At 61.0% G+C, this 16,992-nt stretch carries 18 protein-coding genes; 13 read left to right on the top strand and 5 right to left on the bottom strand.

Annotated features, from left to right (window positions below; genetic code table 11):
- Nucleotides 1–6 precede the first annotated feature (6 nt).
- The gene (gene serA, locus LGT41_RS15190; protein ID WP_274127772.1) at nucleotides 7–1,614 is read left to right on the top strand and encodes a phosphoglycerate dehydrogenase; all 1,608 of its coding nucleotides are present in this window, start codon (nucleotides 7–9) and stop codon (nucleotides 1,612–1,614) included.
- Between the two features lie 22 nt (nucleotides 1,615–1,636).
- Here serA and LGT41_RS15185 read toward each other — a convergent pair whose 3' ends face one another.
- Nucleotides 1,637–2,389, bottom strand: a complete 753-nt coding sequence (locus LGT41_RS15185) for a hypothetical protein (protein WP_274127771.1) — start codon at nucleotides 2,387–2,389, stop codon at nucleotides 1,637–1,639.
- Between the two features lie 154 nt (nucleotides 2,390–2,543).
- Between LGT41_RS15185 and LGT41_RS15180 the strand changes: the two genes are divergently transcribed.
- The 3 genes from LGT41_RS15180 to LGT41_RS15170 are packed head-to-tail and all read left to right on the top strand — an operon-like array spanning nucleotide 2,544 to nucleotide 4,695.
- Entirely contained in the window at nucleotides 2,544–3,836 is a 1,293-nt protein-coding gene (locus LGT41_RS15180) for an adenylosuccinate synthase (protein ID WP_274127770.1), read from the top strand.
- Complete coding sequence (locus LGT41_RS15175; protein ID WP_274127769.1) at nucleotides 3,836–4,063, top strand: DUF2842 domain-containing protein; 228 nt, start codon at nucleotides 3,836–3,838, stop codon at nucleotides 4,061–4,063. The genes LGT41_RS15180 and LGT41_RS15175 overlap by 1 nt, the downstream gene beginning before the upstream one ends.
- Complete coding sequence (locus LGT41_RS15170) at nucleotides 4,060–4,695, top strand: thiamine diphosphokinase (protein WP_274127768.1); 636 nt, start codon at nucleotides 4,060–4,062, stop codon at nucleotides 4,693–4,695. Before LGT41_RS15175 ends, LGT41_RS15170 begins: the two co-directional genes overlap by 4 nt.
- Here LGT41_RS15170 and LGT41_RS15165 read toward each other — a convergent pair.
- Together LGT41_RS15165 and LGT41_RS15160 are read right to left on the bottom strand one after the other, a co-directional pair.
- The gene (locus LGT41_RS15165; RefSeq protein WP_274127767.1) at nucleotides 4,652–5,593 is read right to left on the bottom strand and encodes a DMT family transporter; all 942 of its coding nucleotides are present in this window, start codon (nucleotides 5,591–5,593) and stop codon (nucleotides 4,652–4,654) included. The two genes, LGT41_RS15170 and LGT41_RS15165, sit on opposite strands and share 44 nt — an antisense overlap.
- Before the next feature lie 9 nt (nucleotides 5,594–5,602).
- The gene (locus tag LGT41_RS15160; RefSeq protein ID WP_274127766.1) at nucleotides 5,603–6,994 is read right to left on the bottom strand and encodes an L-serine ammonia-lyase; all 1,392 of its coding nucleotides are present in this window, start codon (nucleotides 6,992–6,994) and stop codon (nucleotides 5,603–5,605) included.
- A gap of 169 nt (nucleotides 6,995–7,163) precedes the next feature.
- Here LGT41_RS15160 and rpiA point away from each other — a divergent pair, with 169 nt between their 5' ends.
- The 6 genes from rpiA to LGT41_RS15130 all read left to right on the top strand — a co-directional run bounded on the left by rpiA (nucleotide 7,164) and on the right by LGT41_RS15130 (nucleotide 13,250).
- Nucleotides 7,164–7,916 (top strand): ribose-5-phosphate isomerase RpiA, encoded by a 753-nt coding sequence (gene rpiA, locus LGT41_RS15155; RefSeq protein WP_274127765.1) that lies wholly within the window; start codon nucleotides 7,164–7,166, stop codon nucleotides 7,914–7,916.
- Nucleotides 7,913–9,277 (top strand): glutathione-disulfide reductase, encoded by a 1,365-nt coding sequence (gene gor, locus LGT41_RS15150; protein ID WP_274127764.1) that lies wholly within the window; start codon nucleotides 7,913–7,915, stop codon nucleotides 9,275–9,277. Before rpiA ends, gor begins: the two co-directional genes overlap by 4 nt.
- Before the next feature lie 56 nt (nucleotides 9,278–9,333).
- Nucleotides 9,334–10,488, top strand: coding sequence for an FtsH protease activity modulator HflK (hflK, locus tag LGT41_RS15145; RefSeq protein ID WP_274127763.1), 1,155 nt, complete (start codon nucleotides 9,334–9,336; stop codon nucleotides 10,486–10,488).
- Nucleotides 10,485–11,489: a protease modulator HflC gene (gene hflC / locus LGT41_RS15140; RefSeq protein WP_274127762.1), complete on the top strand. Its 1,005-nt coding sequence runs from the start codon at nucleotides 10,485–10,487 to the stop codon at nucleotides 11,487–11,489. The genes hflK and hflC overlap by 4 nt, the downstream gene beginning before the upstream one ends.
- Complete coding sequence (locus LGT41_RS15135; RefSeq protein WP_274127761.1) at nucleotides 11,486–11,671, top strand: DUF2065 domain-containing protein; 186 nt, start codon at nucleotides 11,486–11,488, stop codon at nucleotides 11,669–11,671. The genes hflC and LGT41_RS15135 overlap by 4 nt, the downstream gene beginning before the upstream one ends.
- Nucleotides 11,672–11,801: 130 nt before the next feature.
- Nucleotides 11,802–13,250, top strand: coding sequence for a DegQ family serine endoprotease (locus LGT41_RS15130; RefSeq protein WP_420720191.1), 1,449 nt, complete (start codon nucleotides 11,802–11,804; stop codon nucleotides 13,248–13,250).
- A gap of 89 nt (nucleotides 13,251–13,339) precedes the next feature.
- On the opposite strand, the gene LGT41_RS15125 is transcribed toward LGT41_RS15130, so the two are convergent.
- A complete protein-coding gene (locus LGT41_RS15125) occupies nucleotides 13,340–14,440 on the bottom strand; it encodes a calcium-binding protein (protein WP_274127760.1) in 1,101 nt (366 codons plus the stop codon).
- A 75-nt stretch (nucleotides 14,441–14,515) separates the two neighbouring features.
- On the opposite strand from LGT41_RS15125, the gene LGT41_RS15120 reads away from it, so the two are divergent.
- From LGT41_RS15120 to LGT41_RS15110, 3 genes are read left to right on the top strand one after another with little or no spacing between them, the layout of a single operon-like run.
- On the top strand, nucleotides 14,516–14,638 hold the full coding sequence (locus LGT41_RS15120) for a hypothetical protein (protein ID WP_274127759.1): 123 nt from the start codon (nucleotides 14,516–14,518) through the stop codon (nucleotides 14,636–14,638).
- Nucleotides 14,639–14,671: 33 nt separating this feature from the next.
- Entirely contained in the window at nucleotides 14,672–14,995 is a 324-nt protein-coding gene (locus LGT41_RS15115) for a 2Fe-2S iron-sulfur cluster-binding protein (protein ID WP_274127758.1), read from the top strand.
- The gene (locus LGT41_RS15110) at nucleotides 14,995–15,714 is read left to right on the top strand and encodes an FG-GAP repeat domain-containing protein (RefSeq protein ID WP_274127757.1); all 720 of its coding nucleotides are present in this window, start codon (nucleotides 14,995–14,997) and stop codon (nucleotides 15,712–15,714) included. The genes LGT41_RS15115 and LGT41_RS15110 overlap by 1 nt, the downstream gene beginning before the upstream one ends.
- Here the strand turns inward: LGT41_RS15110 and purD are convergent.
- On the bottom strand, nucleotides 15,711–16,976 hold the full coding sequence (purD, locus tag LGT41_RS15105) for a phosphoribosylamine--glycine ligase (RefSeq protein WP_274127756.1): 1,266 nt from the start codon (nucleotides 16,974–16,976) through the stop codon (nucleotides 15,711–15,713). The genes LGT41_RS15110 and purD overlap by 4 nt on opposite strands.
- Nucleotides 16,977–16,992: the final 16 nt, after the last annotated feature.

Below are 16,992 nucleotides of genomic sequence, written 5' to 3'. Positions count from 1 at the left end.
CCGACCATGCCAAAAGTATTGATCTCCGACAAACTGTCGGACGCCGCCGTTGAAATTTTCCGCCAGGCCGGGGTTGAGGTGGATTTCCGCCCCGAGCTTGGCAAAGACCCCGCAGCCCTTGCCAGGGTGATTGGCGATTATGACGGGCTTGCCATTCGCTCGGCCACCAAGGTTACGGCCGATTTGCTGGACCATGCCAAGAACCTGCGGGTTATCGGGCGCGCGGGCATTGGCGTTGATAATGTCGACATTCCCGCCGCCAGCGCCAAGGGGATTGTGGTCATGAACACACCTTTCGGCAATTCCATTACCACCGCCGAACACGCCATTGCCATGATGTTCGCGCTGGCCCGCCAAATTCCGGCGGCGGATATGTCCACCCGTGCCGGCAAATGGGAAAAGAACCGTTTTCTGGGCGTCGAGATTACCGGCAAAACCCTTGGCCTAGTCGGGGCGGGCAATATTGGCAGCGTGGTTGCCTCGCGCGCCATCGGGCTGAAGATGAAGGTCATCGCCTATGATCCGTTCCTGTCGGCGGAACGTGCGCAAGCGATGGGCGTGACCAAGGTCGATGAGATAGAGGACCTGCTCGAAAAGGCCGATTTCGTCACGCTCCACCTGCCCAAAACCGAGAAAACCGCAAACCTGCTTTCTGCCGAGCGCATTGCCAGAATGAAACCCGGTGCGCGGCTGATCAACTGCGCGCGTGGCGGGCTGGTCGATGAGGTGGCTTTGGCGGCCGCGCTGGAATCTGGGCATCTGGCGGGCGCGGCACTTGATGTGTTCGAGGTTGAACCGGCGACCGACTCGCCGCTGTTCAACGCACCCAACGTTGTTTGCACCCCGCATCTGGGGGCGGCAACCTCCGAAGCGCAGGAAAATGTGGCGCTACAGGTGGCCGAACAAATGTCGGCCTATCTGATGGTCGGGGCCATTTCCAACGCGCTGAACGCGCCAAGCGTAACGGCGGAAGAAGCACCGGTGCTGAAGCCGTGGATCGAGCTTTGCGAATTGCTTGGCGGCTTTGCCGGGCAGGTGACAGACAATGCGATCAAGGAGATCGAGGTCGAGTTTGTGGGTGATGTTGCTTCCATGAACCTGCGCCCGCTGATGGCGGCCACCACCGCCAGCCTGCTTTTGCCATTGCTGGGTGAAGGTGGCGTGAACATGGTCTCCGCCCCCATCAAGGCGCGCGAAATGGGTATCAAGATTTCGGAAACCCGGCGCGATGCTCAGGGGGCTTTTGGCAGCTATATCCGGCTGATTGTGACCACCGAAAAGCAGCAGCGCGCGGTGGCCGGCACGATCTATTCCGATGGCCGCCCGCGCTTCATCCAGATCAAGGGCATCAACCTTGAAGCCGAGCCGATGCCAAACATGCTCTACACGACGAATACCGATATGCCCGGCTTTATCGGGGCGCTTGGCACCCAGCTTGGCGCGCTGAATATCAACATTGCCACATTTGCGCTGGGGCGCGCCAACAAGGCGGGCGAGGCGATTGCGCTGATCGGAATCGATGAAACGCTGGATGCCGCTGCTCTGGCCGCGATCGAGGCATTGCCACAGGTGCGGCAGGCAAAATATCTGCGTTTTGCGCGGTATTCATCGTAAGCCGCGTCGCCAATGGCACGGGTCAGGTTTCGCCCTGATCATCGGGCGCGGTTTTGGCAGTTTGCCGCTTGAAAAACCGCGCCCGCTTGGCCTTTAGCCGGGCGTGGGGCACGAATTTCGGGCAACCGCTTCCGATGCCCTGATAGCCAAGCAGGCCAAAATAATGGGGAAAGCGCGCCTGAACCAATGCGACCAGTTCATCATCAAACAGCCGCTGAACCCCCTTTGCACCGCGATAAAGATCGGGGCGCGTATCGGTTTTGAGAGTGTGGCTGACAACCGAGCCTGCGGGCAGGCCAAGATCGCGCACAACCTCGGCAAAATCCTCATGCAGATGCTCGTAGCGAATGACATGGTCGGCCAGAATCTTGCCGCTCAGCGTATAGTATTTTGGCGACATGATCCGGTCATACTCGCCCGCCCGCAATCGGTTGGCAAAATCCGCCCTGTAATCCGTATCGGCGCTTAGATACTCCAGCCGTTTGCCGCGAAAGAAATAGGCCGAAACGAGTTTGTCAAACGGGTTGCGTTCGCTGGTGACCACGCGGAACGCAGATATTTCCGGCCCGAATACCTTGTAGGTTTTACGCAAAAACGCGTGCTGGCCCAATTGGTCCAGTTTTTCATTGTCCATCGGCGTCGCATGGTCGTCGCCATCGCGTGGTGCCCGCAAAACGCCCTCACCCGCGGCCCCGCGAAATGCCGCGGCCAATGTGGAGCCTGCGGTTTTCATGGTTTTAATATAGATGAACCGGTATTCGCGGCTGATAATCATATGATCGCCTTTTTGTCTGGCGGCAGTTTGGCAAAGCTTCTGTGCAAAGGCCAGCAGGTGCCGGCGTTTTTGCGGCCATCAGGCGCATTGGCTGTTTCCCTTGGCCGCGCGTGGCGGTATAAGCCTGCCGTAACCGTTCGGGAGATCATCACACATGGCCAATGTCGTTGTCGTCGGCGCCCAATGGGGCGACGAAGGTAAAGGAAAGATTGTCGACTGGCTCAGCGAGCGCGCCGATGTCATCGCGCGGTTTCAGGGCGGGCATAATGCCGGTCATACGCTGGTGATTGATGGCGCGGTCTACAAGCTCAGCCTTTTGCCCAGTGGCATTGTGCGCGGCGGCAAGCTTTCGGTCATCGGCAATGGCGTGGTGCTGGACCCGTGGCACATGGTGCAGGAAATTGAAAAGCTGCGCGGCCAGGGCGTTGAAATTACGCCCGAAAATCTGGTTATCGCCGAAAACGCCCCGCTGATCCTGTCGGTTCATGGCGAGCTTGATCGCGCGCGCGAAAGCCAGAATTCGGTTGCCAAAATTGGCACGACGGGCCGCGGCATTGGCCCGGCTTACGAGGACAAGGTCGGCCGCCGCGCCATTCGCGTGGCCGATCTGGCCGATGATGCAACGCTGGAGCTGCGGGTTGACCGTTTGCTGATGCATCATGATGCGCTGCGCCGTGGCCTTGGCCTGCCGGAAATTGACCGCGCGGCCCTGCTGGTCGAGCTGAAAGCCATCGCCCCGCAGATTTTGCCCTATGCCGGCCCGGTCTGGAAAATTCTGAACGAGCATCGCCGCGCCGGAAAGCGGATTTTGTTTGAAGGGGCGCAGGGCGCGCTGCTCGATATCGACTTTGGCACCTATCCCTTCGTGACCTCGTCCAACGTGATTGCCGGGCAGGCCGCCACCGGCACCGGCATCGGGCCGGGATCGATCGATTTTGTGCTGGGCATCGTCAAGGCCTATACAACCCGCGTGGGCGAAGGGCCGTTTCCGGCGGAACTGCACGATGCCGATGGCCAGCGCCTTGGCGAGCGCGGGCATGAGTTTGGCACCGTAACGGGCCGCAAGCGCCGCTGCGGCTGGTTCGATGCGGTTCTGGTGCGCCAGACTTGCGCAACATCGGGTGTGAACGGCATTGCCTTTACCAAGCTCGACGTGCTGGACGGGTTTGAAACCCTGAAAATCTGCACCGGCTATGCGCTGGATGGCGCGGTGCTGGATTATCTGCCAACCGCCGCCGACCAGCAGGCCCGCTGCACCCCGATCTACGAGGAAATGGAAGGCTGGTCTGAATCGACCGAAGGCGCGCGCAGCTGGGCCGATCTGCCCGGCGCCGCCATCAAATATGTGCGCCGCGTCGAAGAGCTTATCGGCTGCCCTGTTGCGCTGCTGTCCACCAGCCCGGAGCGGGAGGACACCATTCTGGTGACCGACCCGTTTGCCGACTGATGGCGCTGTCATACAAAACCCGGCGACGGTTGAGCCTGCTGGCGCTGGTCGTCGGTCTTCCGGCCTATATTTTTCTGGCGGTCTATATCGTCACCTTGTTTGAGCGCCCGTCATTCCTGCTGGAACTGGGCATCTACATTGTGCTTGGCGTGGCCTGGGCCTATGCGCTGAAGCCGATTTTCAAGGGCGTGGGCAAGGCCGACCCCGATGCGCCGCCCGAAGAATGAAACGCTATGACCGCCCCGTAATGCTGCTGGGCAACGGGCCGGTTGCGCCGAACGCCCTGGCCAATATCGCCGCGCGCAACCTGCCCATTGTTGCGGTCGATGGTGGGGCGGATGCGGCATTGCGGCTGGGTTTGAAGCCTGACCTGATTATCGGCGATCTTGATTCCGCATCCTCGCTTGACCATTGGCGCGAAGCCGGGGTCGCGGTGGTGCAGGATACAGGCCAGGACACTACCGATTTTGAAAAAGCCATAAGCCGCATTACTGCGCCAAGGATATTTGCGCTTGGCTTTACAGGCGCGCGGGCCGATCACTACCTTGCCACAATGGCCACGCTGGTGCGAATGCACCGGCCCGAGATTGTGCTGCTCGATGATACCGACCTTGCCTTTGCCTGCCCCGACGCGCTTGCGCTGGAGCTTGAGGCAGGCAGCCGCGTGTCGCTGTTCCCGCTGCAAACGGTGCAGGCGCGCTCTAGCGGGCTTGAATGGGCGCTCGATGGGCTGACGCTTGCCCCCGGCGGGCTGCTGGGCACATCAAACCGCGCCATCGGGCCGGTGCGCATTTTTGGTGGGCGCGGGCTGTGGGTTATCCTGCCCGCCCGGGCGTTGGCGGCAAACTGGCCCGGCTGACCTGCCGTTCACGAAAGAATATGTAAATGCCTGAACTGACGATAATGGCGATGCCCAGGAAGGTCAGCGCATTTGGCAGATCGTTGAACACCAGATAGCCGATAATCGTGGCCGAGACGATTTCGAGATATTGCAGCGGGGCCAGAATGGCGATGCTGGCCATTGCAAAAGCGTAAGACAGCAGCATATGCGCCACAACGGTGGACAGGCCCACACCCATCAGCCAGACCCAATCCATGCCCACCGGCACAATCGGCACGATCGGTTGCCAGCCGATGATCGGGCCAAGGGCCAGCATTGGCACGATCAGCGCAACCGCGCCCGTGGCGGTATAGGCTTGCAGCACAACCTGGTTCATCCGCCGCCCCATGCGGCGCGTGAGTATCAGGTAGGTGGCGAAGAACACCGCCGCCAGCAGCGGCAGAACGGCGGTAAAGCCAAAGGTGCCAAAGCTAGGCTGGATGACCAAAAGCGCGCCGCCAAAGCCGACAAGGCTGGCCAGAATGCGCCGCCAGCCGACCGGCTCGCCCAGAAATACCGCGCCCATCAGCGTAACGATCATCGGCATCACGAAGAAAATCGCCAAAGTATCCGCCAGCGGCATGACCTTGAAGGCCGCAACGATGAGCATGGTCGCCACAACAAGCACGCCCCCGCGCAGCAGATGCAGGCAGATCTCGCGCAAACCCGGCCTGTGCAGCCAGCCGCGCCAATAGGCGAAAGCCAGCAGCACGGCGCCCTGCACCAAAAACCGCGCCAGCGCGATTTCCCCCACCGGCATTCCGGGCGAGGTGAGCTTGGCGAACATGTCAATGAACGGCCCGACAATGCCAAAGCCGATCATCAGCACAATGCCGCGCACGGGGGCATCGGCGGTTTCAATTTGCGCGGTGGTCACACTGGCCCCTTAGCATTCCGGCACATTCACAGCCAACCCGCCAAGCGAGGTTTCCTTGTATTTCTCGTTCATGTCGCGGCCCGTCTGGCGCATGGTTTCAACGCAGGCATCAAGGCTGACAAGGTGTTTGCCATCGCCGCGCATTGAAAGGCTGGCGGCGGAGACAGCCTTGATCGCGCCCAGACCGTTGCGTTCGATACAGGGGGCCTGGACCAGCCCTTTGATCGGGTCACAGGTCATCCCCAAATGGTGTTCCAGCGCAATTTCGGCTGCGTTTTCAACCTGTTCCGGCGTGCCGCCAAGCAGGGCGCATAGCGCGCCTGCCGCCATTGCGCTGGCCGAGCCGACTTCGCCCTGACAGCCGACTTCGGCGCCAGAGATAGAGGCGTTGAACTTGATCAACCCGCCGATTGCAGCAGCGGTGAGCAGAAACTCGGGAATACGGTCGCGCGTTGCGCCCGGCATATGGTCGAGGTAATAGCGCAAGGTGGCGGGCACCACGCCAGCCGCGCCATTGGTGGGGGCGGTCACCACCTGGCCACCGGCGGCGTTCTCCTCGTTCACCGCCATTGCATAGGTCGAAATCCAGTCATTGATGATATGCGGCGGGGCCTGGTTTTTGCCATGTTCCGCCTTCAGGCTGGTATGGATGGCCCCGGCGCGGCGGCGCACATTCAGCCCGCCGGGCAGAATGCCTTCGCCCTTCAGCCCCTGTTCGATGCAGTTTTCCATCACCGACCAGATTTTCGCAATCCCCTCATCCAGCGCGGCCGCGCTTCGATATTTCAGCTCGTTGGCGCGCTTCATTTCAGCAATGCTCAGCCCGCTTTCGGCCGCCATTGCCAGCATCGCCTTGGCGGTGCGGAACGGGTAGGGCACATCGGGCACGTCGATATGCCCGTGCTGCTGGTCAAGCTCGCGATCGGTCAGCACAAAGCCGCCACCAACCGAATAATAGGTCTGGCGGGCGTGCAGGTTGCCCTGCGCATCGAACGCCGAAAGCACCATGCCGTTGGCATGGCCGGGCAGGGTGGTGTCATAGTCAAATTCAAGGTCGCGCGCGGGGTTGAAGGCCAGCGCGCCCATGCTTTCGACCTGTATCACATGATCGGCCTCAATCGCGGCAAGTGTGGCGGCGGCGGCCTCGGCATCAAATGTTTCGGGGGCGAAACCGGCAAGGCCCAGAATGGTGGCGCGGTCGGTCGCGTGGCCCTTGCCGGTAAAGGCAAGGCTGCCATGCAGGCTGGCGTGCAGGCGTGCCGCCGCCCCTGCCCCCGGCACAATATCGCGCCCCGCGCGCAGCAGGTCCAGAAACCGGGCGGCAGCCACCATTGGCCCCATTGTGTGGCTGGATGACGGGCCGACACCGATTTTGAACACATCAAAGATGCTGAGAAACATGCGACTTCCCCCAAGAAATTTTGCAAGGTATCCGGCTTTGCGCGCCAGAATGCCACCCTGATTGCGACTGTTTGGCCCGAAATGGCGCAGTTGCGGCAATTCCGCCCTCGCGCCGCCGGTGAATTCACCCTATATAGCGCCCAATGCAACGCTGCCCAAAGGCCCGACCATGAAAATTCCGACCACACCCACCGATCGTGCAAAATATGCAGCTGCCAAAGCGGCGCTGGATCTGGTGCAGCCGGGAATGCGGCTGGGCATTGGCACAGGCTCGACCGCGGCCTGGTTTGTGGAGCTGCTGGGCGCGCGCGTGGCAAACGGTTTGGGCGTGGTCTGCGTGCCGACAAGCTCAACAACCGCCGCGCAGGCCAGCAAACTCTCCATTCCGCAGATCACGCTGGACGAGGCCGGTTGGCTGAACCTGACCGTGGATGGCGCCGACGAGTTCGATGCCGATCTGAACCTGATCAAGGGCGGCGGGGGCGCGCTTTTGCAGGAGATGATCGTCGCCACCGCATCCGATAGAATGGTCGTGATATCCGATGACAGCAAGGAAGTCGCGCAACTCGGTGCCTTTGCGCTGCCGGTCGAGGTGGTGCGTTTTGGCTGGGAAACCAGCCAGACTCTGGTGGCAAGGCTGATTGCGGCGATGGGCTACAAGAACGTGAAGATCGCCCGCCGCATGAAGAACGGCGCGGCTTTTGTGACCGATGAAGGCCATTACATTCTCGACCTGCATCTGGGCGCGATTACCGATGCGCGCGGCCTGTCAACCGCGCTCAACCGTATTCCGGGGGTTGTGGAAACCGGGCTGTTCATCGACATCGCCCATGCGGTGCTGGTCGGCTATGCCGATGGGCGTATTCGTGAAATTGGTGCCAATGGCGAAGGGCCGGAGCGCCATGTGGAGGTGCCGCAATGAGCTTTGATTATGATCTGTTCGTCATCGGTGGCGGCTCGGGCGGTGTGCGCGCGGCGCGCATGGCTGCGGGCACTGGTGCGCGCGTGGCACTGGCCGAGGAATTCCGCATGGGCGGCACCTGTGTCATTCGCGGCTGTGTGCCCAAAAAGCTGATGGTCTATGCATCGAGCTTTAGCCAGGCCTTTGAAGATGCGGCCGGATTTGGCTGGGATGTGCCATCGGCCAGCTTTGACTGGACCAAGCTGATTGCCGCAAAGGATGCCGAGATCACCCGGCTTGAAGGCCTGTATCGCGGCGGGCTGAACGGCGCGGACGTCACCACCTATGACGCCCGCGCGACGCTGTCCGATGCGCATGGCGTGACGCTATCCACCGGCGAAACCTTCACGGCGGCGCATATTCTGGTGGCCACGGGCGGGCGCCCCTTTGTGCCGGACGTGCCGGGGGCGGAACATGCGATAACCTCGAACGAGGTCTTTGACCTGCCGGAAATGCCCAAGCGCGTGCTTGTTGTTGGCGGCGGTTATATCGCTTGCGAATTTGCCGGCATTTTCAACGGGATGGGCGCCAAAACCCACCAGTTTTACCGCGGCGCGCAAATTCTGCGTGGCTTTGATGGCGAGGTGCGCGGCCATGTCTCTGACGCGATGATCGCGCGCGGGATCGATTTGCACCTTGGCACCGATGTTGTGAAAATCGACAAACAGGCCGACGGGCTGCATGTAAGCTGCACCAATGGCGCGGTGTGTGTGGTCGATCAGGTGCTTTATGCAACAGGCCGTGTGGCCAATACCGAAGGTCTGGGGCTGGAAAGCCTTGGCCTGAGCCTTGGCAGAACCGGCGAAATTCCGGTGAATGAGTATTCGCAAACCGCCATCCCCTCGGTTTATGCCGTTGGCGATGTCACCAATCGTGTGAACCTGACCCCGGTGGCCATTCGCGAGGCAATGGCCTTTGTCGATACTGTGTTTCGCGGCATTCCAACGCCGGTTGACCATGATCTTGTTCCAACAGCCATATTCACCCAGCCCGAAATCGGCACGGTGGGCATGGGCGAGGATGAGGCAGCCAAGACATGCGATATTCAGGTTTATCGCGCCGCCTTCCGCCCGATGGCAAATATACTGGCAGGGCGCGATGAACGGATGCTGATGAAGCTGATCGTGGCCAAGGACAGCCAGAAAGTGCTAGGCTGCCATATCGTCGGCCCTGCTGCGGGTGAGATGATCCAGATGGCGGGCATTGCCATCAAGATGGGGGCTACCAAGGCCGATTTTGACCGCACTTGCGCAGTGCATCCGACCGCGGCCGAAGAGCTTGTTACCATGAAGAACCCGATAGAAGTGGCGCAGGTGGCTTGAAATCACCGGCCCGAAGGTCCAATTTCAACTAGGAAGCAAAGAAAAGGCGTGTGCCGATGAGCGATGATAAAGGCGGCCCCTGGGGCGGCAAGGGTGGCGGCGACAACAAGGGCGGCGATCGTGGCCCCTGGGGTGGCGGCAACCGTGGCCAGAATGGTGGCGGCAATGGTGGTGGGCAGCGCCCGCCCAACCAAATGCCCGACCTCGATAGAATTGTCAAAAAGGGCCAGGAGCAGCTGCGCGTTCTGATGGGCGGCGGCGGTGGCGGCGGCAATGGCGAAGGCGCCGGCCCCGGCATGGGGCGCGGTGCGTGGTTCCTTGTGGCCATTGCGGCGGTTGGTGTCTGGCTGTTCATGTCGTTCTATACGGTGAAGCCCGAAGAACAATCGGTTGAGCTGACGCTTGGCGAGTTTTCGTCCGTGGGCGAGCCGGGGCTGAACTTTGCCCCCTGGCCGATTGTTACGGCCGAAATTCTGCCGGTCACGCGCGAGAATATCGAAGATATTGGCGTGGGCAACCGCGGCAACCGGTCTGAAGACGGGCTGATGCTCACCGGCGACGAAAACATTGTTGATATTGATTTTCAGGTGGTCTGGAACATTTCCGACCCGGCGAAATTCCTGTTCAACCTGGCCGACCCGCGCGAAACCATTCGCGCCGTTGCCGAAAGTGCGATGCGCGAAGTGATTGGCCGCAGCCAGCTTGCGCCAATTCTGAACCGCGACCGTTCGCAGATTTCAGACGAGGTGGAGGCGCTTATTCAGGCCACGCTTGATAGCTATGACAGCGGTGTGAATATCGTGCGTCTGAACCTTGACAAGGCCGACCCGCCGCGCGAGGTGATTGACTCGTTCCGCGACGTGCAGGCAGCCGAGCAAGAGCGTGACACGCTGGAAAAACAAGCCGATGCCTATGCCAACCAGGCTGTGGCGGAAGCCCGTGGTCAGGCGGCACAGCTGCTTGAGGAAGCCGAAGGCTACCGCGCGCAGATCGTGAACTCGGCCCAGGGTGAGGCGAGCCGCTTCCTTGCTGTGCTTGAAGAATATCTGAAAGCACCGGAAGTGACGCGCCAGCGCCTTTATCTTGAAACGCTGGAACGGGTCATGGGCTCGGTTCAGAAAGTGATTATCGACAGTGCCGCGCAAGGCGGGCAGGGGGTTGTGCCCTATCTGCCGCTGAGTGAGTTGCGCAGCGGGAGGGCTGGCCAATGAACAAGCTATACATTCTATACGGTGTCCTGATCGCCGGAATCGTTCTGGTTGCATCTTCGGTTTTCGTCGTTGACGAGCGTGAAAAGGTGCTTGTTCTGCAATTCGGTCAGGTGCGCGATGTGCGTGAAACGCCGGGAATTGCCTTCAAACTTCCGTTCATTCAAGAGGTCGTGCGCTATGATGACCGCATTCTGTCGCTTGAAACCGATGAACGCGAAATCACCCCGGCCGATGACCGCCGTTTGGTGGTTGACGCTTTCGCGCGCTATCGCATTACCGATCCGGTGCAGTTCCGCCGTGCGGTTGGCAGCATTGGCGCAGCCGAAGACCGGCTCGTAAACGCCATGAACGCGGCATTGCGCAACATTTTGGGTAATGTGACTTCGGGTGAGATCCTGTCGAATGACCGTGCCATACTCATGGCGCGTATTCGAGACAATATGTTCTCGGAGGTTGGTGGTTTGGGGGTTGAAGTGATCGACGTGCGCATTCGCCGCGCCGACCTTCCCCAGCAGAACCTTGCCGCCACATTTGCGCGTATGCAGGCCGAACGGCAGCGTGAAGCGGCAGACGAGCGCGCCCGTGGCCGCGAGGCTGCGCAGCGCGTGCGCGCGCAGGCCGACCGCACCAAGGTCGAGCTTGTGTCGGCCGCCCAGCGTGACAGCGAAATCATCCGCGGTGAGGCTGACGCACAGCGCAACGCAATTTTCGCCGAGGCCTTCGGGCAGGATCCGGAATTCTTCGAATTCTACCGCTCGCTCAACGCCTATGAAATTGCGATGACGGGTGAAAATTCCACCCTGGTAATCTCGCCCGATAGCGAGTTCTTCAGCTACTTCAACTCCAGCACGGGGGCAGGTGTTGCACCGCTGGTCATGCCGGCGGCGACCGAAGCCACGCCAATGGCCATAGAAGCCCCCGCTGAAGCCGCGCCTGCTGATGCTCCGGCCGATGTGCCTGCTGAGGCACCTGCCGAGGCGGCAACAGAACCGGCGCAATGATCGACAAGATCATTTTCGCCATCGGCTTTTTGGCCGTAGCAGAGGGGCTGGCGCTTGCGCTGGCCCCTTCGCGTTTGGGTGACATGCTGCGCCTGATTGCCAGCCTGCCGCGCCAAACCCTGCAACAAATTGCCATAAGCCTGATTGCCGCTGGCGCTGTTTTGCTTTGGGTGGCAAGTTAATGCCGATGTCACGCGCATGTGACAAATCCATGCGCCCGCACGAATTGTGTTCTGGTCATTTGAGGCCAATTAATAGGCTGGGAGGCGAGAATCGCCTCATCCAGTGTCAAAGGGAGAGTTCATTTTGACCATGACTGAAATATTGTTACCCGCCAAACGCCCGATAGCGGGCCGCGTGATGCGCAATGTCACCATTGCTGCAACGGCGCTTATGTTTAGCCTTGGTGCGCCACTGTCCGCACAAGACAACCCGGGAAGCCTGGCCGATCTGGCGGAATCGGTTAGCCCGGCGGTTGTGAACATCACAACCTCCACAGTTGTTCGCGAAGCCGCAAACGATCTGGTCGTGCCCGAAGGCTCGCCATTTGAAGACCTGTTTCGCGACTTTCAAAACCAAACCCCCGATCAGCGCGAACGTCGCGGCTCGGCGCTTGGTTCGGGCTTCATCATTTCGGCAGATGGCTATGTGGTGACAAACAACCACGTGATCGCCGATGCCGACCAGATTGAGATCGAGCTGTTCAGCGGTGAGGTTTTCAGCGCCGAACTGGTCGGGGCCGATCCGCGCACCGATTTGGCCCTGCTCAAGATCGACGCCGGTTTTGACCTGCCCTTCGTGCCGTTTGGTGATTCCGATGTCATGCGCGTCGGCGATTGGGTTCTGGCCATTGGCAACCCGCTCGGGCAGGGGTTTTCGGTATCAGCCGGTATCGTTTCGGCCCGCAACCGCACGCTTTCGGGCAATTACGATGACTTCATCCAAACCGATGCCGCCATCAACCGCGGCAATTCCGGCGGCCCGCTCTTCAACATGCAGGGCGAGGTTGTGGGCGTGAACACGGCCATCCTGTCGCCCTCGGGCGGTTCTATCGGCATCGGGTTCTCGATGGCGTCGAATGTCGTGTCGGGCGTGGTTGACCAGTTGCGCGAATTTGGCGAAACGCGGCGTGGCTGGCTGGGTGTGCGCATCCAGAACCTGACGCCCGAAATCGCCGAAAGCCTTGGGCTGGATTCGGTTGACGGCGCGCTTGTATCCGACGTTCCCGACGGGCCGGCACGCGATGCCGGAATCGAGGCCGGCGATGTCATTCTGAAATTCGCCGGGCTGGACATTGCCAGCACCCGCGAATTGGTGCGCCGCGTAGCCGAAGCCCCTGTGGGCGAGGAAGTATCGGTCGAGGTCATGCGCAATGGTCAGATTGTCGAACTGGCCGTGAAGCTTGGCCGCCTTGAAGAAGCAATGGGCGATGTCCAACCCGAACTGGGCCAGGGCAATTCCAGCGCCCCTGCCGAAGCCTATGGCATGAGTCTGTCGCTGCTCGACAATGACCTGCGCGGCCAGTTTGGCCTTGGCAGCGACGAAACGGGCGTGGTGATTACCGCCGTGGAACCCAGCAGTGAAGCCGCCGGCAAAGGCCTTCGGGCCGGCGATATCATCGTCGAGGTCAACCAGGAACTGGTGTCACGGCCCTCGGATATCGTCGACCAAATCCGCCGCGCAACCGATTCCGGGCGCCGCACGGTGCTGATGCTGGTGCGCCGCGATGGCAACGGCCGCTTTGTCGCGCTTGCGCTTTAGCATTGGCCTGAACACGAAAAGGGGCGCAGATTGCGCCCCTTTTTTTATGTGAAATTCGGCAGAGGTTTTAGCCAGAGTTACTTAAAAATTTAGGTAAAGCTGAAATCGTCAGCGCCAAGATTGACGGCTTCAAACTGTGCAAGCGTTACCTGCAAACGGTCGTTCCAGTAAAGCGCGGTATCGGCGCCGTTTTGCACGATCGTCAGCGCGCCCAGCCCGCCAGCAAGCCCGTCAATTTGCAGCATGTCCAGACCATCTTCAAAATCGGTGATCAGGTCGCTGCCGCGCTGGTCTGCGGCAAAAACGAAGGTATCGGCCCCGCCATCGCCTTGCAAAACATCGCGTCCATTGCCGCCGACCAGCAGATCATTGCCACTGCCGCCTTCCAGCCGGTCGCGCCCGCTATTGCCATACAGCCTGTCAGCGCCCGCGCCGCCGATCAACCTGTCATGCCCGGCCCCCCCGGCCAGCGTATCGGCCCCGGCCCCCGAGCGCAGCACATCATTGCCGCCGCCACCGCGTGCGCTGGAACCAGCCGCGCTGCCGCCAAGCGTCATGTCATCATTGCCCGCCCCGCCGAGCAGCAGATTTGTGCCGCTGCCATCGCTCAGAATGTCATTGCCGGTGCCGCCGCGAATGGTGTCATTCCCAAGCCCGCCGATCAGCGTGTCATTGCCCGCCCCGCCTTTGATGACGCTGTCACCGCGCATGTAATAGGCATTGGCATTGGCGTTGAACACATCATCGCCTGCTCCGCCGATGAAGCGATAGCCGCTTTGCGCCAGCATATCGCCCAGCGCGCCGCCAATTTCGGCCACCCAGCCGGGGCTATTCTCGGCGCCAAGACTCTGCCAATAGGCGTTTACGATCAGCGGTTCGGGCAGGTGCAGCTTGCCAATTTCTACGGCACCACCTTCATCCATCCGCCAAAAGGAAATGGCGCGCAGCGTAACCGTCTGGCTTTCGCCAAGGCTTGTGCCGTCATCCGGTGTGCTGGCGTCAAACTGCATTCCGAATTTTGGCTGGCGCAGCGTTTCGCCCGCAATCCAGCCGCCAGAATTGACGGGCAGAAGCATGGTGGAACTGCCGCTGAGCGCGCCTGCAAAAAACACGTCGGGGGCCACAAAATTGCCGGCACCGCCCAAAAAATGGAACCCGAAATCTGTTGCTGAAATATTGACCTGTGCCATCACGACCCCCGATTTGATGCACTCAAACTCGCACAAAATTTGATAAAATTCAAAATAGATCTGAAGGAAAGGTTAATGGCTAAAGCGTTGAAAATATTACTAAAACAAGTAGAAAATGCACCAAATACCCTGCGCGTCGTCGCAGAGGGCGCATCAGGTGGCGCGAAGGGGCTGGAACCGCTCTGTCTGAATGGCTAGATAGGCTCAAACGATTGCCCGGAAGGAAGTTTTATGGCGAAGATCACATATATCGAGCATAACGGCACCCGCCACGAGGTTGAGGTGGCCAATGGCCTGACCGTGATGGAGGGCGCGCGTGACAATAACATTCCGGGGATCGAGGCCGATTGCGGCGGCGCCTGCGCCTGTTCGACCTGTCATGTCTATGTCGACCCGGACTGGGTTGATAAACTGCCCGCACGCGACCCGATGGAAGAAGACATGCTCGATTTCGCCTGGCAGCCCGATAGTCTGCGCTCGCGCCTGACTTGCCAGCTCAAAGTCTCGGACGCGCTGGACGGTCTGGTCGTGCAAATGCCCGAAAAGCAGATCTGATGCGTATTATGGGCATAGTGCTGGTGTTTTGCGCCAGCTTTGCCCAAGCCCAGCCGGTTATCCTTGGCGCCGAATTCACCGAGCCGACCACGCGCTACCAGCATGGTGTGTTTGGTGAAACCGAGGAATGGGGCGCTTTGGCGCTTACCGCCAATGCCTGCCCGCCCTGCGACCAGGCCGACAGTATGCGCCGGGTGCTGCGCTTGCCCGACAGCCGTGTTTTTGAAGACAACGCCCCCCGCCTTGCCGATTTGGATGGCGATGGCGCGCCAGAGGTTGTGGTGGTGGAAACCGACTTGCGCCTGGGCGCGCGGCTGTCGGTTTACGGGCTGGAAGGGCTGATCGCCGCCACCCCCTTCATTGGCCGCCCGAACCGCTGGCTGGCCCCTGCGGGTTTTGGCGATTTCAACGGCGATGGCCGCACCGATATTGCCTATATCGAAACGCCACATCTGGGGCGGGTGCTGCGGATATTCACGCTTGAGGGCGCTGAATTGCGCGAAATCGCGCAGATGGCGGGCATCACAAACCATGTTTTTGGCGATGCGGCCATTCGCGGCGGTGTGCGCGATTGCGGCGCGGGGGCCGAAATTGTGGGGGCCAGCCCGGATTGGGGCCGCATTCTTGTTGCGCGCGTGCAAAACGGGCAGATCACATTCGCCGATGCGGGGCCGCTGACCAGCCCCGCCGCGCTGGATGATGCGCTGACCTGCCCTTAACCCAGGGCGCGGTGGCAGATGTCGCTGCGGTAAAACCCGCCCGGCCAGTCTATCAGCGCTACGGCCTCATAGGCACGGTCGCGTGCGGCCTGCAGGCTGTCGGCCCGCGCGGTGACATTCAGCACCCGCCCGCCACTGGCCACAACCTTGTTGCCATCGCGCGCGGTGCCTGCATGGAACACCTGCACGCCGGGCAGGGCATTTGCGGAATCCAACCCGCCAATCACCTCGCCCTTGCGATAGGCGCCGGGATAGCCGCGCGCAGCCATCACCACGGTTACCGCATGGTCATCGGCCCAGTTCAACTGCGCCTGGCCAAGCGCGCCTTCGGCACAGGCCAGCAGCACATCCAGAATTTGCCCGCCGAGCCGCGCCATCAGCACCTGGCATTCCGGGTCGCCAAAGCGCACGTTATATTCGATCAGCCGCGCGACGCCGTTCTTGATCATCAGCCCCGCAAACAGCACGCCCTGAAATGGCGCGCCACGTCTGGCCATTTCGGCAATGGTCGGGCGGATGATGGTATTCAGGCATTGCTCGACCAGCGCATCATCCAGCACCGGCGCGGGGGAATAGGCGCCCATGCCGCCGGTATTCGGCCCCTCGTCGCCGTCATAGGCGCGCTTGTGGTCCTGCGCGCCGGCCAGCGCCAGCACATCGCGTCCATCGGTCAGCACGAACAGGCTGGCCTCTTCGCCATCCATGAAGTCTTCGATGACAACCGAAGCGCCTGCTTCGCCAAACCCGCCCGCGAACATTTCCTCGACTGCCGCCTCGGCTTCGGCCAGCGTCATGGCCACGACCACGCCCTTGCCCGCCGCCAGCCCGTCGGCCTTGATGACAATGGGCGCGCCCTGTTTGCGCACATGAGCAAGCGCCGGGGCGGCAGATTCGAACCGTGCCCATGCAGCCGTTGGCGCGCCCGACGCGTCGCACACCTCTTTGGTAAAGCTTTTGGAGCTTTCAAGCTGTGCTGCCGCCGCCGATGGCCCGAAGGTAAGAATGCCCGCACCGCGCAGCGCATCGGCCAGCCCGGCGGCCAGCGGTGCTTCCGGGCCGATCACCACAAAATCCACCGCCTCGGCCCTGGCCAGCGCGACCACGGCATCGGCGTCCATAATATCAAGCGGCAGACAATCGGCGACCTCGGCAATGCCCGCATTGCCGGGGGCGCAGATCAACCTGTCGCATTTCGGGTTCTGCCCGATTGCCCAGGCCAGCGCATGTTCGCGCCCGCCACTGCCCAAAATCAGAATATTCATGCATACCACCCGCTTG

It is taken from the genome of Abyssibius alkaniclasticus (assembly GCF_020447305.1).
Lineage (GTDB): Bacteria > Pseudomonadota > Alphaproteobacteria > Rhodobacterales > Rhodobacteraceae > Abyssibius > Abyssibius alkaniclasticus.
Note: the sequence above shows the minus strand (reverse complement) of the source record. Positions and strands in the feature narration are given on the sequence as shown.